At 50.3% G+C, this 17060-nt stretch carries 14 protein-coding genes and 2 pseudogenes; 2 read left to right on the plus strand and 14 right to left on the minus strand.

From position 1 onward, the window contains the following. Positions 1 to 247: 247 nt before the first annotated feature. Positions 248 to 1744, plus strand: coding sequence for an MFS transporter (locus J1778_RS10480; protein ID WP_217173132.1), 1497 nt, complete (start codon positions 248 to 250; stop codon positions 1742 to 1744). A 47-nt stretch (positions 1745 to 1791) separates the two neighbouring features. Continuing rightward, complete coding sequence (locus J1778_RS10485; RefSeq protein ID WP_217173133.1) at positions 1792 to 2370, plus strand: TetR/AcrR family transcriptional regulator; 579 nt, start codon at positions 1792 to 1794, stop codon at positions 2368 to 2370. Positions 2371 to 2405: 35 nt separating this feature from the next. Here J1778_RS10485 and J1778_RS10490 read toward each other — a convergent pair whose 3' ends face one another. From J1778_RS10490 to J1778_RS10555, 14 genes and pseudogenes are all read right to left on the minus strand, one after another. Next, positions 2406 to 2570, minus strand: coding sequence for a DUF2474 domain-containing protein (locus J1778_RS10490; RefSeq protein WP_013577857.1), 165 nt, complete (start codon positions 2568 to 2570; stop codon positions 2406 to 2408). Positions 2571 to 2581: 11 nt separating this feature from the next. Further along, positions 2582 to 3589: a cytochrome d ubiquinol oxidase subunit II gene (gene cydB / locus J1778_RS10495; RefSeq protein WP_217173134.1), complete on the minus strand. Its 1008-nt coding sequence runs from the start codon at positions 3587 to 3589 to the stop codon at positions 2582 to 2584. A 2-nt stretch (positions 3590 to 3591) separates the two neighbouring features. After that, positions 3592 to 5016 carry a cytochrome ubiquinol oxidase subunit I gene (locus J1778_RS10500; RefSeq protein WP_217173135.1) on the minus strand — a complete coding sequence of 475 codons (1425 nt, stop codon included), beginning with the start codon at positions 5014 to 5016 and terminating at the stop codon, positions 3592 to 3594. A gap of 550 nt (positions 5017 to 5566) precedes the next feature. Continuing rightward, positions 5567 to 6037, minus strand: a complete 471-nt coding sequence (locus tag J1778_RS10505) for a hypothetical protein (protein ID WP_217173136.1) — start codon at positions 6035 to 6037, stop codon at positions 5567 to 5569. Between the two features lie 65 nt (positions 6038 to 6102). Continuing rightward, a complete protein-coding gene (locus tag J1778_RS10510) occupies positions 6103 to 7488 on the minus strand; it encodes a VasL domain-containing protein (protein WP_217173137.1) in 1386 nt (461 codons plus the stop codon). Between the two features lie 11 nt (positions 7489 to 7499). Then, entirely contained in the window at positions 7500 to 7934 is a 435-nt protein-coding gene (gene tssE, locus J1778_RS10515) for a type VI secretion system baseplate subunit TssE (RefSeq protein WP_217173138.1), read from the minus strand. A 19-nt stretch (positions 7935 to 7953) separates the two neighbouring features. Then, a complete protein-coding gene (tssA, locus tag J1778_RS10520; protein WP_217173139.1) occupies positions 7954 to 9558 on the minus strand; it encodes a type VI secretion system protein TssA in 1605 nt (534 codons plus the stop codon). A gap of 200 nt (positions 9559 to 9758) precedes the next feature. Continuing rightward, positions 9759 to 10601, minus strand: a complete 843-nt coding sequence (locus J1778_RS10525; protein WP_217173140.1) for a type VI secretion protein ImpA — start codon at positions 10599 to 10601, stop codon at positions 9759 to 9761. Between the two features lie 89 nt (positions 10602 to 10690). After that, entirely contained in the window at positions 10691 to 11743 is a 1053-nt protein-coding gene (locus J1778_RS10530) for a type VI secretion protein ImpA (protein ID WP_217173141.1), read from the minus strand. Between the two features lie 89 nt (positions 11744 to 11832). Further along, complete coding sequence (locus J1778_RS10535; RefSeq protein ID WP_217173142.1) at positions 11833 to 12882, minus strand: type VI secretion protein ImpA; 1050 nt, start codon at positions 12880 to 12882, stop codon at positions 11833 to 11835. An 89-nt stretch (positions 12883 to 12971) separates the two neighbouring features. Beyond that, positions 12972 to 14027: pseudogene (locus J1778_RS10540) on the minus strand (type VI secretion protein ImpA). Positions 14028 to 14116: 89 nt separating this feature from the next. Then, positions 14117 to 15172, minus strand: coding sequence for a type VI secretion protein ImpA (locus J1778_RS10545; RefSeq protein WP_217173143.1), 1056 nt, complete (start codon positions 15170 to 15172; stop codon positions 14117 to 14119). Next, complete coding sequence (locus J1778_RS10550) at positions 15172 to 16632, minus strand: hypothetical protein (protein WP_217173144.1); 1461 nt, start codon at positions 16630 to 16632, stop codon at positions 15172 to 15174. The genes J1778_RS10545 and J1778_RS10550 overlap by 1 nt, the downstream gene beginning before the upstream one ends. 15 nt (positions 16633 to 16647) lie before the next feature. Beyond that, positions 16648 to 17060 (minus strand): annotated as a pseudogene (locus J1778_RS10555) (type VI secretion system Vgr family protein); the annotation flags it as partial.

Below are 17060 nucleotides of genomic sequence, written 5' to 3' on the forward strand. Positions count from 1 at the left end.
TATTGCCATCAGCTCAGTACTCCGGCGAGAGCGCGGATAGCATTCACGGCACGTGAGAAGCCGGAACTTCCACTATTCTGCTTTTAAAAGCCGCCTTTGCAACGGCTCACTGCAAAACCAAACACTCTCCTATTCGCTTCTTCAACGCTTCATCAACTGTCAGGCAGATGCCGCTTGAGTTTGAGCGGTTGCTCAAGTATCTTGCTGTCCTTGAGCGCTTGCTCAAAATCTATCTGAGGCACTTTTTATGTTCGTCAATAACCGCTGGCTGATACTTGCGATTGTCACCAGTACACTCTTTTTGATCATCATTGATATGACCGTGTTGTACACCGCGTTACCGCGTCTGACGCAGGCGCTGGGTGCCACGGCATCGGAAAAATTATGGATAGTGAACGCCTATCCGCTGGTGGTCGCCGGTCTGTTACCGGGCGCGGGAATGCTCAGTGACCGTATCGGACACAAAAATCTTTTTATGAGCGGGCTGCCGGTATTTGCGCTCGCTTCCCTGTGCGCGGCGTTTTCTGCCAGCGCTGAAATGCTGATTGCCTCCCGCGTTTTCCTGGCCATTGGCGCGGCGATGATGATGCCTGCGACGCTGGCGATTGTGCGCCATGTCTTCACCAACGAACGTGAACGTGCGCTGGCGATAGGCATCTGGTCGGCGGTGGCTTCCGGTGCGGCGGCGCTCGGACCGGTCATTGGCGGCGTGCTGCTGGAATATTTCTGGTGGGGATCCGTGTTCCTGATCAACGTGCCAATTGTGCTGGCCGTTTTCCCGTTCGCGCTGGCGTTGATCCCGCGCGGCGAAGGCAACAAACAACGGCCGTGTGATTTTACCGGTTCTGCGCTGGTGATGGCGGGGCTGGTCGGGGTGATTTATGCGCTGAAAGAGCTGAGCCAGATTAACTCGTCCTGGCTGGTGATCCTCGGCTCTGCCGCCTTCGGCGTGCTGTTCCTCGGTTTATTTGTCAGAAGACAAAAACGCGCTGTACAGCCGATGATCGACTTTTCACTGTTCCGCAACCGTGCCTTTGCCTGCGGCGTGGGCGTGGCGATCACGTCAATGATTGCACTGATCGGTATCGAACTGGTGCTCAGCCAGCGGCTACAGCTGGTGCTCGGCCTGACGCCGTTTATGGCGGCGATGTTTATTCTGCCAATTCCGGTGGCGTCTGCGCTGGCCTCGCCGCTGGCGGGTATGCTGATCCCGCGTGTCGGTGTGCGTAAAATGATGCTGGGCGGCTTCGCGATATCTGCGCTCGGCATCGTCATTCACGCACTGGTCTTTGATGGCAGCGCAGCGATGCAGTTGATCAGTTTGTTCATTTTAGGTTTTGGCCTCGGCGGCGCAGTGACGGCGGCTTCGACGTCAATCATGCTCAATGCCCCTGAAGACAAGGCCGGCATGGTCGCCACGATAGAAGATGTGTCGTGGGAAATGGGCGGCGTGCTTGGCGTCACCTTGCTGGGTGGCCTGATGACGGCTGTTTACAGCCGCAGCCTGACCCTTCCGCAAGGGCTGGTCAGCGGCGAAACGGCGTATGACAGTCTCGATGAAGCGTTAACGATCGCCGGTCATCTCAGCCCTGAGCATGCGTCATTGCTGACCAGCCTGGCACGAACCGCGTTTGATCAGGCGTTTCTGGCGGTGCTGATTTCTGCGGCTGCGCTGGTTATCGCCAGCGTCGTGGTGCTGAAAATCGTCCTGCGTAAGGCCGTGGGCACACGACAGGCTTCCTGATAAAATGCCGGTCTGAGCAGTTGCTCAATGCCAGCACAGGATAAATGATGAAAGAAAACCGGGAAGCGTTAAGGGCTAAGATCCTTGACGGAGCCATCCGTCTCTTTATCGAAAAGGGGATTGAGAAAGTCACGACGCGCGAGCTGACGGAGTACGTCGGGATTTCCCGCAGCCATATTTATCATTATTTTCCTGACTGGCAGACGCTGTGCATCGAAGCGCTGTCGGTAGTGATGATGGCAGAGCTGAAAGAGTTTTCCGCTGAAATCGCCCCGCTGGAACCGAAAGCAAAATTGCACACGCTGGTGTGCAATTATCTGCCCGATACGCAGGGTGATATCTGGCAACTGTACGGTTCGCTGTGGCAACTGGCGGCGCATAACGAGGCTTACGCCGAACTGGCGCGGCTGATGGTGCACAAGTGGCTGGAACTGCTGGCTGAGATTATCCGTGCCGGGATCGACAGCGGTGTGTTCCGCCCGACCGATGCCGGACGCGTCACCCGCCAGTTATCCGCCATCATGAATGGCTATTCCGATCAGCTGATCGTCATGCCTTCCGCCGAAGCCCGTCAGGAAGCGATGGATGATATTTTGGATTTTGTGACGCTGGTGCTGGAGAAATAAAAACAAAAGGCCGCCATGACGGCGGCCTTGATCACTTAATGACTTCTCATTCCCGCCGCGAACATCAGCAGATGAAACACCGATGCCACAACAAATAACGCCAGTACGCTGCCGCCCCAGATGACGGCCATCCAGCCGACGCGTTTTAAGAACGGGGCCTTAGTGATGTTGCTGTCATCCATTTTTCTGATGAGATTCATAATGCGATTCCTCAGTGATAACCCTGATCCGGTGTGACTTTCCCGCGGAATACGTAGTAGCTCCAGAAGGTGTACACCAGAATGATCGGGATGATGAACAGGGCGCCGACCAGAATAAAGCCCTGACTTTGCGGAGGTGAAGCCGCTTCCCAGATGGAGATGGACGGCGGGATTATATTCGGCCAGATGCTGATACCCAGACCCGTATAGCCCAGGAACACCAGCGCCAGCGTCAGCAGGAACGGCGCGTGGTGCGCGTTTTTGCTGATGGCGCGGTACATCCACGCAGAGACCAGCACCACCAGCACCGGTACCGGCAGGAACCAGTAAAGGTTAGGGCGCGAGAACCAGCGGGTGGCGATATCGCTATGGGTCAGCGGCGTCCACAGGCTGACCGCCAGTGTCACCAGCAGGAAGACTATCAGCAGCGGTTTAGCGATGTTGTGCATCGCTTCCTGCAATTCGCCTTCGGTTTTCATGATCAGCCAGGTGCAGCCGAGCAGGGCGTAAGCCACCACCAGCGCAAAACCACAGAACAGCGTGAACGGCGTCAGCCAGTCGAGCGCGCCACCAGCGTAAGTACGGTTCACCACCGGAATACCGTTGATCACCGCACCCAGCACCACGCCCTGACAGAAGGTCGCCAGCACTGAACCTCCGATAAAGGATTTATCCCACACGTGGCGTTTGGCCGGACTGGCTTTAAAGCGAAATTCAAAGGCCACGCCACGGAAAATCAGGCCGAACAGCATCAGGGTCAGCGGGATAGTCAGCGCATCCAAAATCACCGAATACGCCAGCGGGAAGGCGCCGTACAGTCCCGCCCCACCGAGTACCAGCCAGGTTTCATTACCGTCCCAGACCGGCGCAACCGTGTTCATCATCACGTCACGGTCGTGCTCTTTTTTCACCAGCGGGAACAGCAGACCAATGCCCAGGTCGAAGCCATCCATCACCACATACATCATCACGCCGAAGATGATGATCAAAAACCAGATCAGCGGTAAGTCGATACCCATTATCAAGCTCCCTTATTTTCGTCGGTCAGTGATTCTTTGATGGCAGACAGCGGACGCGCAGGTGTGCGGTGCTGGCCCGGACCACCGTGATCAACGTTTTCACCTTCATGAGCCTGTGGTCCTTTGCGGATCAGACGCATCATGTAACCGTAACCGACACCAAACACAGAACAGTAAATGACGATGAACAGGATCAGGCTGACGCTCATCTGCAACACGTTATGGTTAGATACCGCGTCTTTGGTGCGCAACAGGCCATACACCACCCACGGCTGACGCCCCATTTCGGTGGTGATCCAACCCGCCAGTAACGCCAGCAGACCGGAAGGCCCCATCAGGAAGGCAAAGCGCAGGAACGCTTTAGAGGTATACATTTTGCCGCCACGACGCAGGATGAGGCTCAGCACACCCAGCAAAATCATCAGCATGCCCAGACCCGCCATGATGCGGAAGGTGTAGAAGATGACGGACGAGTTTGGACGGTCTTCTTTCGGGAAGGATTTCAGCGCCGGGATCTGATGCGTCAGGCTGTGCGTCAGGATCAGACTGCCCAGATACGGGATTTCAACCGCGTAACGGGTTTCTTCACGGTTCATATCAGGATAGCCGATCAGCACCAGCGGGGACGGTTTATTGTCTTTATTTTCCCAGTGGCCTTCGATGGCAGCAATTTTAGCTGGCTGATATTTCAGCGTATTCAGACCGTGCGCATCGCCCAAAAATGCCTGAATGGGCGAGACGATCAGGGCCATCCACATCGCCATCGACAACATGGTGCGGATGGCTGGCGTATCTCGACCGCGCAGCAAATGCCATGCCGCAGCAGAACCGACGAAGAACGCAGATGCCAGGAACGCGGCGGTGGTCATGTGCATCAGGCGGAACGGGAACGACGGGTTGAAGATAACCTTCATCCAGCTGACCGGAACGACCAGATTGTTAACAATCTCGTAGCCCTGCGGCGTCTGCATCCAGCTGTTGGACGCGAGGATCCAGAATGTCGACATCAGCGTGCCGAGCGCCACCATACAGGTAGAGAAGAAGTGCAGGCCAGGTCCGACGCGGTTCCAGCCGAACAGCATCACGCCGAGGAAACCCGCTTCAAGGAAGAACGCGGTTAACACTTCGTAGGTCAGCAGCGGGCCGGTAATACTGCCGGCGAACGAGGAGAACATGCTCCAGTTGGTACCGAACTGGTAAGCCATTACCAGACCGGAGACCACGCCCATACCGAAGTTAACGGCAAAGATTTTCGACCAGAAATGATACAGGTCGCGGTAAGCCTCTTTTTTTGTTTTTAGCCACATGCCTTCCAGAACCGCCAGGAAACTGGCCAGCCCGATGGTGATTGCGGGAAAAATGATGTGAAAAGAGACGGTGAAGGCAAACTGGATCCGGGCCAGTTCTAGCGCATCAAGACCAAACATAACAACCTCTTTTGTGTGTCAGATAACCCTTCCAGACGCTGGCACCGGCACGGGAACCGGCGATGTCGGACATTCGCAGGTGAAGTCTTTAATGAAAGGGTAGTACAGCTGGGGTTTCGCGAGGAATTGATTTAACCACAGCGGGAGAAGGCATTAACAGGGACGGTCACGTGGGGGAATTACTGGCTGAAACACTTTCGTGGCGGACAGAGGTCGGGAGGGAAGAAAACAATTTGAGACGCACAGGGACAAGAGAGGGATTAACCACAAAAAATGGGTGGATATGTTGTTGCATTGATCTGGATCAAAGAGTTTTGATGTTTTCTAAATGTAATTACCCTGCATCCGGTAATGACTTTTTGTGTGCAAAATCGGTAACAAAAAGGTTAAATTTGGCAGGGCATCAGCGCATTCTTATTTCTTATGCAATGTAAATTTATGTCATGCCTTTTGGTGAAAACCGCACCAAATCAGGTAATGCTTGTAGCATTTGTTTACATTTTTGTTGCGGTTTCATCATGTGATGTTCAAAAAATGACGCCCGAAGGCGTCATGGCAATAAAAGTTCTACCAGTTCGAAAAAGGCATCTTCGCCAAAGGCGCCGCCCGGTCCGTCGAAGGCATTTGCAGGGCGCCAGGTCCAATGTCTGTTTTCACCTGCCTGCATAAATAACCGACATAAGACAATGATGCCGCTTTGCGTACACAGGCTGGCTTCTACACAGCCTGTCACTCCTTGCCCGTACAAAAATACCGGAGTGAACTTTATTTTCCGGTCTTCATACTGCAGCTGAATACCCGGTACGCTGAACGATTTTCCTCCGATCAGGCATTCAACCAGCGAGACGCTGGTGCTTTCCACCCGGATATCAGTATCCGTCAGCCACTCCTCAATGTTTTCCTGAAGTTCGCTCATCCGCTGGCGGAACTCGGCGATATCCACCTGAACTTTGTTACCCAATGAGCCGCTGCGCGGCTGGCTGTCTTGCAGCTTTTTTAGAAACCGTTCCTTTGCTGACATACGTCCTCTGTAATTTAAAATGCCTAAAGTTACCCGATATTTTGAAGCGGTCCGGATGCGGTCCTTCAGTTATCAGCCTGACTCTTTTGATCAGATGCATCAGGTGAAGCGTTCATAAGCAACGCATACCGGTTCAGCAACTGCGTGAACTGGTTATCAAGCTGCATCACAAGCTGAGGCGAAACATCCTTATTTTGCTGTTTGTCCTGCGCCAGTTTACGGAGCGATTCTTCCACCGGCTGCGAGCTGTTCAGCGCCTGCTGGATAGCAAACACAGAGGATTTCAGCTGCGAGACGGTCATGTATTTACCGCGCTGCTCATCCAGCCCGTTTAATTTATCCACCAGTTGCTGCAACTGTGTATTGGCCTGGTTCCAGCCGTCGAGATTTTGCAGCGGAACCGCACTGGCGTTCATCTGTTGCGACCATTTTTTTAACAGTTGCTCAGTCGCCGGATTATCCGGCCAGAGGATTTGCGCCTGTGTTACCAGTTGTGCTCCGGTGTTCTGCGCCCAGCGCGGGGAGAGTTTTGCCAACTGGTCAGCTTGTTCTTGCATCGCTGCAATCAGCGCGGGCGCTTCACGGTTGAGCATATCTGCCTGCTGAGATTTCAGCGTTTCCAGCGCCTGCAGGCTGAGCGGTTTCGGCAGAACCGGCAGCGTGGCGGTCAGCTGCATTGCGGCTTGCGGACGATAGAACGCATCAATACCCGCCTGAAAACCGAATCCCGCCAGCGCGGTGATCACTACGCCTGCAACAAAGCCCTTCCACTGGACTATGCGTTTTAACGACGGCGGCGGAGCGATGACGACCTGAGGCTCCGCGGGTTCAGCCTGCGCGACATACACCCATTGCTCTCTGGGCGCGTTTTGCGACTGAGTTTCTGCCTGAACTGCCGCTGCGGGCAGCACTACGGCCGCATCGGTAGCGGCGTGCATATTTTCCAGACGGACGGCGGCACCGTGCATAAACGTGCCTAATGCGTCGAACTGGCTGGCGTGTTTCAGTTCCAGACGTTGCAGCACATCGCACAACGAAGTGATGAGCTTTTCCGCCTGATAAATCGCAGGTAGATCGCGATACTCCAGCGTCATGGTACGCAGCGACTGCTGCAGGCGCTGGCTCAGACTGGTCAGAATTTCCATCCGCGCATGCACCGGCAATGGCCACAGCGCAGGCCACTGACGGGAGATCAATGCCTCAAGGATCGCCAGCCCTTCATTGAGGCCCTTCAGACCGACCAGTTGAGTTCGGGCCTGGGTATACCACGATGCAGTTTGCAGCTCGATGCCGTTTTGCTGAAACAGGTTCAGGCACAGTTGTTCTACTTTTTTCCAGTCAACGTCCGGGCGCGCCGGATGCGCAAGTTTACTCAGTTCTTCACGCAAAGCGGCGTAGTCAGCCAGCGCACGCGGATCGCCACCGGTGCGCAACTGGCGTTCAATAGACATAATCGTTTTCCTTAACTGACGTAATTCTGTTGTTTCATATGACGCATCAGCACGCGGCCTTCCGGCATAAACTCTGTTCCGAAGCGCACCAGCCCGAGATCTTTCAGTTCTGCGTCAATGGCATATTCGAGGTGCCCTGGCCTGGATTGCGGCAGTAATATAACGTTGATTTTTTTCAGGCGGGGTTCGTATTTCAGCAGGGTGCCGGAAAGCGTGGTCAGCAGCGAGTGCGCCGTGCCCGGCATCCCTTGCAGTATTTTGCTCATGTCCGGCAAGCCATAATCGGGCAGGTGCGTAAGCGTGCCCGCGCGACAGTTAAGAATGCGCTGCATGTTATCGAGCACGGAGAGGATCACCTGATTCTCTTCGCTGACGTTGTGCAGATCGAGGCCGCCGGCAAAGTTGCCAGTGAGGATTTCATAAAGAGAGGGGGATTTTGAGTTCATTCGCGGTTAAAGTCCTTTCTTAAGCACAAAGCACTGCCGCGCGCGCAGGATCAATGGAAACCAATCCGGCGAGTAGCGTGTCCATTTCGAGGATGAGTTTTGCTTTATCAGTATCGCCACGCTGGAATTGCATTCTCAGCAGTTTGAGTCGTCGTGCTTTTACTTCAAACAGCAGGGCCGGCTCCCATTGCTTCAGCGTGAGGCTATCTCCTGTGCTGTCCAGTTCTCCAAGTAAGTGGAGTGCCATTTCATTTTTTCCATATTGTTCAGCAACACGAGCCATGAGCAGCCGTATTAGCCAACGCTGGCGGGGTGTAGTGATCCCCGGGCGAATCTGCAACCAATTGAGTGCAGCTTCAATACCTTCACCGTCTGCCTGCGCCAGTGCTTCGGTTTCAAGCTGAAGAACATCTTCATCGCCACTTGCAGAGACTGCATTGGGTTCAGATTGCCATCGCCCGTCATTGTCCTGAATATCACGAGCGATCCAGCCTGAGGTCACTTCGTCGGCAAAGGGTGTACCGTCACTGTAGGCGAGCGTTTCGAGTCCCGGTAAACGAAGCAGCAATAACCGCAGATCCTGCTCGATAAATTCTGCCAAGCTATCATAAGGCGCCCCCGATTTGCTGAGTGCCTGGTGCAAGTACCATTGAATATCCAGCCAGAAATGGTTCACGCCTTCAGTAAACATCCTATCTGCATTTTCCAGTAATTCGCTCCAGCTTTGTTGCAGATACAGGCGTTTGAGTTGGGCACGGTAGTCAGTACGGGGTGGTACCAGGCGAGTACAACCTTTAGCGTCCAGCGGAGGGAGTTGGTCGACGGTGTCCCAGCGTATTGTAGTCATCAACCGGTGTCCTGATAGCCAGCCTTGTGGCTGGTCTCGCAGGTACTGAGCTAACGCCTTAGCCTGATCGAGTAACTCACGACCAGACTGTATTACATTTAATGTCGGCATGTCCGGCGATATGGAGTGCGAATCAGACGTTGACTGACCGCCGCTATTTTGCGGAACAACGGCATCCAAGCCACCAGACTGAGCCAGTCGGGATTCAAGGGCATCATAAAGACCGCCCAACTGTGGTCGGTTTGCGTCTTCCCATGATGTAATAACGTCTTCAAACAGGGTGAGTGCAGCCAAAATGCGTTCAAACTTTGGCTTATCGACTTCGGGATACAGCGAAAGGCTGTCGAGGACTTTACTGCCTGCCAGCCACTCCATGGCAGCCCGCCGGCTATTTTTTCGTGATGGCAACAACTGGTCACCATAGCGAGAGACCAGTCCGCTCAACAGTTCCAGCCCTTCGGCCAGACCCGATTCGCCGTCGCGATGCAATCGTGCCCAGAGATAATAAGTGGCTACCCTTACGTCTTTGCATACAGTGGTCAGTAATTTCTCCGCCAGTTGGCACACCAGTTCAGTATCCGCGCCAGAAAGCTTATTAACCTCTTCACGCATACGTTGAAAGTCATCGTCATACCCGGGATCTTCACCAGTTGCATTATCGCTGCTAACCGGGTTTAGCCATTTTTCCCACAGCGCTGTTTGCACTTTGGCCTTTTGCATCAATATATCTGGGTTTTCCTGTGGGCATAGCGCTAACAGGGTGTGTAATGTGGCCATGGGACATTCCTTTTCGTTATGGCATTTTTAATGTGGCGTGGCTGGGAAATACAAATTTCTGGATTAATAATTGAAACCTTTTCAAACTCTACTTCGGAGTTGAAAACTCCTATTTCAACAATGGCTATTGTTTTCTAGGATGAGCAATAGTCCATATCTGTGGTTTCTTTTCAACGTAGAAAGTAAATCGATGAAAGCTTTTAGTTGGTTAAAGTCTCTTTCTCCGGCCAGTTGTATAATTCTTCCGGTAATCCTTTCGGGAAAAAACCTTCCGGTGGTACATCGATAAATTCGCCTTCAACCCGGCGGATAAGGGTCCAGCCTGTTTTTGCCCACTTAGACTCTTTCCAACTGAATCTATGTTTACAAGTTTCTGCGTCAAACCATTCGTTACGCTGAATGCCCTGCCGAGCATCAGGTGATTCACCATAATCAGCTGGTAAAAATCGAGCTGCCGAAAAATCAACATCAGGTAAATATATTCCAGTTTGGATTGGTACATCTCCTTTTTTTATTCTCACGGATGAGTCAAGTATATAAAGAGGAATTTTTTTCGGAATTTTTATATATGGGCGCACACAATTATCACTATATGTCAAACGCCCCTCCTCCCACTCTCCCCATATTGTTATTGATAAGTTTTTATCTAGTTCTGAAGCTTGATACTCATGATGTCTAATTTTATCTCTTTCTTGATCAGTCATCCACCCATCCCAAAACTCTACGATTCCCTTATTGATATTGCTCATAGCATGACCAATATCAAATGCTTTGATGTCGTTATGAGTTCGTAGAATATAAGCTTTCATGTAACGTTCTTTCATCGGTCTGATATTAGGCATCACGCGCGATTCCCATACCATATCGGCCTGCTGCCATTGAGGGAGCTTACGGGTATTAATCGGCATCTCCCGTTTATATCTTGCCAGGGCTTCTTCATGGGCATCAATGTAGGCAATGATGGCATCACGGGTTTCGGCATAATGTTCTGCTGAGATAAATTTTTCTAAAAAGTAACATTCCTGCGGATGTAAAATACCCATTATTCTTTTCCTTTTGGATTTATCCGTCACGTCCTTGTTAATCACAGTAACCGGTTTAAATCAAAACCGGCTACATGCACAAAAGTCATTCAGCTGTTTATAAAAACGCTGCCCTTATCATCCCGCTCCAGCAGTGACCAAAGCGTACGGTGAAGCTTGCTTTCTTTATCTTCATATTCCGGCAGGGCTTGGCCTTGTTTGACATGAGCATAACGCAAACTGCCGTCGATAAAGGTGCCCCAGCGGCCCGAATGCGGGCTGGTTTCGCCGCTGTACGCGGTGATTCGGGTGGGTTCCGCCTGGCGCAATAACTTCTCTTTTTCCGGCCAGTTGTATAATTCTTCCGGTAATCCTTTTGGGAAAAAACCTTCCGGCGGCACATCAATAAATTCGCCTTCAACCCGACGGATAAGGGTCCAGCCGGTTTTTGCCCACTGAGATTCTTTCCAATGAAACAATGGCTTTCCTGTATCAAACACAGTCTTATCTGTCCGTGTTATTCCCTGCCACGCTTCAGGAGGCTCACCAAAATCTGCGGGAATAAACCGCGCACTGGCAAAATTAATATCAGGTAAATATATTCCAGTTTCTACAGGATTTTCATTTATTTCAATACGAACAGATGGGTCAAGTTTATACCTTGGTATTCTAGGTGGTATTTCATCTAATGTGTAAACGCCTCGATCAATATAAGTCAAATGGCCTTCACTCCATATTGCATCAAGGGTTGATGATAATCGATCATCAAGCTCCGAAGCTAAATATCCTAGTTCAGAAATTTTCTCACTTTCATCACTACTCATCCAACCATCCCAAAACTCAGAAATACCTCTATTAATATTGCTCATAGCATGACCGATATCGAATGCCTTAATATCACCATGAGTTAGCAGAATATAAGCTTTCATGTAACGTTCTCTCATCGGCCTTATATTAGGCATTACGCGTGATTCCCATACTATATCAGCCTGCTGCCATTGGGGGAGCTTACGGGTATTAAGCGGCATTTCACGTTTATATCTTGCCAGGGCTTCTTCATGGGCATCGATATAGGCAATGATGGCGTCACGGGTTTCGGCATAATGTTCTGCTGAGATAAATTTTTCTAAAAAGTAACATTCCTGCGGATGTAAAATACCCATTATTCTTTTCCTTTTGGATTTATCCGTCACGTCCTTGTTAATCACAGTAACCGGTTTAAATCAAAACCGGCTACATGCACAAAAGTCATTCAGCTGTTTATAAAAACGCTGCCCTTATCATCCCGCTCCAGCAGTGACCAAAGCGTACGATGAAGCTTGCCTTCTTTATCTTCATATTCCGGTAAGACTTGCTCTTGTCTGACATGAACATAATGCAAACTGCCGTCGATAAAGGTGCCCCAGCGGCCCGAATGCGGGCTGGTTTCGCCGCTGTACGCGGTGATTCGGGTGGGTTCCGCCTGGCGCAATAACTTCTCTTTTTCCGGCCAGTTGTATAATTCTTCCGGTAATCCTTTCGGGAAAAAACCTTCCGGTGGGACATCGATAAATTCGCCTTCAACCCGGCGGATAAGGGTCCAGCCGGTTTTTGCCCACTGAGATTCCAGCCAGCGATATTCCTTTTCACCTGTTTCTGAATCCACCCAGTCACTGCGTCGGGTACCTTGTCTCGCTGAGGCCGGTTTACCATAGTCTTCAGGAATAAATCTTGCTGGTGAAAAATCAATATCTGGCAAATAGAAACCTGTCTGCGTTGGAACATCGCCTGACTCAATACGCACTGAGTGATCTAATTCATAACGCGGAATCGTCTTAGGTAACTCGGATTTATCATACATTGAATGAATATATGTCAGGTTACCCTCTATCCAGGCACCTCTTAATGTTATTGACAGACGCTTATCAAGTTTACTAGCTTTGGATTCGAGAGCAGATATTTGTTCTATTTCATATTCGGTCATCCATCCATTCCAAAAGTCCACAATACCTTTTTGAATGCATCCCATTGCATTGCCCATTCTAAATGCTTCTGGGTTATTATGACTACGTTGGATATATCGTTTACTGAAGTGCTCCCTTAAATCACGAATATTTGGCATTACACGAGTTTCCCATACGACATCAGCCTGTTGCCATTGAGGGAGTTTGCGGGCATTGAGAGGCATCTCCCGTTTATATCTTGCCAGGGCTTCTTCATGGGCATCAATGTAGGCAATGATGGCATCACGGGTTTCGGCATAATGTTCTGCTGAGATAAATTTTTCTAAAAAGTAACATTCCTGCGGATGTAAAATACCCATTATTCTTTTCCTTTTGGATTTATCCGTCACGTCCTTGTTAATCACAGTAACCGGTTTAAATCAAAACCGGCTACATGCACAAAAGTCATTCAGCTGTTTATAAAAACGCTGCCCTTATCATCCCGCTCCAGCAGTGACCAAAGCGTACGGTGAAGCTTGCTTTCTTTATCTTCATATTCCGGCAGGGCTTGGCCTTGTTTGACATGAGCATAACGCAAACTGCCGTCGATAAAGGTGCCCCAGCGGCCCGAGTGCGGGCTGGTTTCGCCGCTGTACGCGGTGATTCGGGTGGGTTCCGCCTGGCGCAATAACTTCTCTTTTTCCGGCCAGTTGTATAATTCCTCCGGTAATCCTTTCGGGAAAAAACCTTCCGGTGGGACATCGATAAATTCGCCTTCAACCCGGCGGATAAGGGTCCAGCCGGTTTCGGTCCACTCAGTTTCTTCCCAACTGTAATCTTTTTCACCTGTGTCTGGGTCGGACCAGTTACTGCGCCTGATGCCCTGAGATGCAGGGACTGGTTGCCCAAAGTCCTCGGGAATAAACCGGGCTGGTGCAAACTTAATATCCGGAAGATAGAAGCCTGTTTGTTCGGGATTCTGTCCTATTTCTATTCTTACGGAAGGATCAAGTTTATAACAAGGTATTTTTGCTGGGAGTTCAATGTTTGAATATAATATTCCGCAGCCGGTATAGGTCAAATCCCCGTCATCCTAATTGCCGCGCAAAGTATATGACAGTCTATTGTCTAATGCTGATGCTTTATATTCTAATTCAGAGATATTTAAAATATCCTCCTCCTTCATCCAGCCATTCCAAAACTCGACAATACCTTTGCTAATATTGCTCATAGCATGACCGATATCGAATGCTTTGATGTCGCTATGAGTTCGTAGAATATAAGCTTTCATATAACGTTCTTTCATGGGTCTGATATTAGGCATCACCCGAGATTCCCATACCACATCGGCCTGTTGCCACTGTGGAAGCTTTCTGGCGTTAAGCGGCATTTCACGTTTATATCTTGCCAGTGCTTCCTCATGTGCATCGATATAGGCAATAATGGCGTCACGGGTTTCGGCATAATGTTCTGCTGAGATAAAATTTTCTAAAAAGTAACATTCCTGCGGATGTAAAATTCCCATTATTCTTTTCCTTTTTTATTTATCCGTCACGTCCTTGTCAATAACAGTAACCGGTTACAATCAAAACCGGCTACATGCACAAAAGTCATTCAGCTGTTTATAAAAACGCTGCCCTTATCATCCCGCTCCAGCAGTGACCAAAGCGTACGATGAAGCTTGCCTTTTTTATCTTCATATTCCGGCAGGGTTTGTCCATGTTTCACATGAACATAATGCAAACTGCCGTCGATAAAGGTGCCCCAGCGGCCCGAATGCGGGCTGGTTTCGCCGCTGTACGCGGTGATTCGGGTGGGTTCCGCCTGGCGCAATAACTTCTCTTTTTCCGGCCAGTTGTATAATTCTTCCGGTAATCCTTTCGGGAAAAAACCTTCCGGTGGGACATCGATAAATTCGCCTTCAACCCGGCGGATAAGAGTCCAACCGGTTTCGGTCCATTCAATATCTTCCCAGTTGTAATCTTTTTCACCCGTTTCTGGGTCTGACCAGTTACTGCGTCTGATGCCCTGAGATGCAAGAACCGGCTGCCCAAAGTCCTCGGAAATAAACCGGGCTGCTGCAAATTTAATATCCGGAAGATAGAAGCCTGTTTGTTCGGGATTCTGTCCTATTTCTATTCTTACGGAAGGATCAAGTTTATAACAAGGTATTTTTGCTGGGAGTTCAATGTTTGAATATAATATTCCGCAGCCGGTATAGGTCAAATCCCCGTCATCCCATGCCCCTCTCAGCGTCATTGATAATCGCCTGTCAAGTTTTTTAGCCACAGATTCAAGAGCAGAAATTTTTTCTATTTCATCTTCGGCCATCCATCCATTCCAAAAGTCCACAATACCTTTTTGAATATATCCCATTGCATTGCCCATTCTAAATGCTTCTGGGTTATTATGACTACGTTGGATATATCGTTTACTGAAGTGCTCCCTTAAATCACGAATATTTGGCATTACACGAGTTTCCCATACGACATCAGCCTGTTGCCATTGAGGGAGTTTGCGGGCATTGAGAGGCATCTCCCGTTTATATCTTGCCAGGGCTTCTTCATGGGCATCAATGTAGGCAATGATGGCATCACGGGTTTCGGCATAATGTTCTGCTGAGATAAATTTTTCTAAAAAGTAACATTCCTGCGGATGTAAAATACCCATTATTCTTTTCCTTTTGGTTCATACCAGTTGTTTTTATTCTCTAGCTTCGGTAGCCCCAGATAAGGGCTGACCGGGTCACCGGCTACATCACCATAGCCCCAGCCGGTTTTACGCCGCTCACCGGTAAACTCTTTTTTAAGCTGAGACGGATCCAGTACAATTTGTACCGCACCACCTTCCAGAGAATATTCCGGCGCTGTTCGGTTAACCTGTGTGGCCGCGCGGCCTTCCCAGACTTTTAGGGGCTGTCCCTGAGGCACTGTGTAAACGACATATTCTCCGTTTTCATTCCAGCTTTTCCACACGGCGAAACGTTTTCGCCAGTCACTTTTTGATGTCAGTTTTTCAAACTCTGCCTTTCGCATCCAGCAGATGCTGTTGTCTGAAGAGTTAGGATCAATTATCCGGTAAATCCCCTCCCCAGGGGAAATCTCTGTGGCTGTCATTGAGATATCGAAAGTATTAAACTTATCTTTTAAAACTACATTATTTGAATTTTCACTAATATCAGGCCAACCCTCTGCAATTTTCTTTGATTGCATAGTGGATAGTTTACTTAGCGGTTTAAATTTTTCTGTTGGCGCCCCAACATCCACCCAATCCGGCTTTTCCCGCTTAATCATTTCCACTTCTTTTGCCGCCCGTTCGCCGCCGTAGAGGTGTACGTTGGTGCCCACATGCGCGCGGTAGGCATTGTCACCTTCAACACGCAGGCGGTTTGCCAGTTTTTCCAGTAAATCCGTGACGGGGGCGAGGGCTTTACTTAGCATCCGGTCCGCGTTGCGACGTACTGCCATCAGCATGTTCCACAAGGCGGCCACGGGTTGCTTTAACGATGCCGGGCCCCAGGCCGTGACTTTATCGAGCAGTTTTTTTGTAACCGACAGGAGTTCATCAAAAACACTTAACAGGTCGAAGACGTCCAGGCTGTCGATCACGCCGCGTAATTTCTCCTCGAGGAAACGGTAAGGGTTATAAATTTTCAGATACTTCAGCGCGCTGCGCGTGGCGGGCATATTCAGAAAATCGTTCAATAAGCCGATGGCGCCTTCAAGCGCACGGTAAAGCTGGCCGGGGTTGTTTAGCTGATCCAGATGACTTTTGCGCAAATACAAAAACAGGACTTTAAATCCGCCCTTGCACAGCGACCCTAACACCGGGAAGCAGCCGATCAATGTCAGGCATAACGCAACCCATGCCCAGGTGTCGCTGTCGTCTTCATTAATTTTTTTGCAGTTAGCCACCAGATCGCGGATATCGCAGAGCTGATCCACAAACGGGATCATTGAAATCACCGTCCCCGTGACGACCTGTCCGGTGGTTTGTCCGGTATTGAAATCTCCCTGCAGGGTTTCCCAAATCCATTGCCCTGCGGCCTCAATTTTTCTTTGTCCGCTGTAGACCCAACTGTCAGGTGCCGGAGTGAAAAATGCCAGCGCCTTTTCGAAATCGTCATCCATTGGTGATTGTCCCTGTTATTTCGTTAAAAGGCTGTCCGTTGCCGCATCAAGTGAGGTGTAGCGTTCCCAGTCCGGATCCGGTAAGGGTTCGGGCAAAACGTATTCCACGCTGGCTGATTCAAACGGCACATTTTTATGCAGTGCATATCCCTGTTCATCAAGCTTGCCAGCCAGTACTGAGCCGCTTTCAAATGTGATGCGGTAACCCGCGTTGGCTATGGCATTTAAGTCTTGATCCCTGAAATCCAGCGCCAGGTCGTATTTTCCGCCTCCAGGCAGATAGGGCATTTTCAGCCGTACAGGATTCGCCACCGTCAGCACCGTGTGCGGCGTTTTCCTGAAATATTCACCGGCCGTGCCGTACTCAATTTTGCCGTCCTGCAGGATGAGGTAGCTGCCGCCACCAATCAGCGTGATGCGCTTTTTCG

This window comes from Rahnella bonaserana (assembly GCF_019049675.1).
Classification (GTDB): Bacteria; Pseudomonadota; Gammaproteobacteria; order Enterobacterales; family Enterobacteriaceae; genus Rahnella; species Rahnella bonaserana.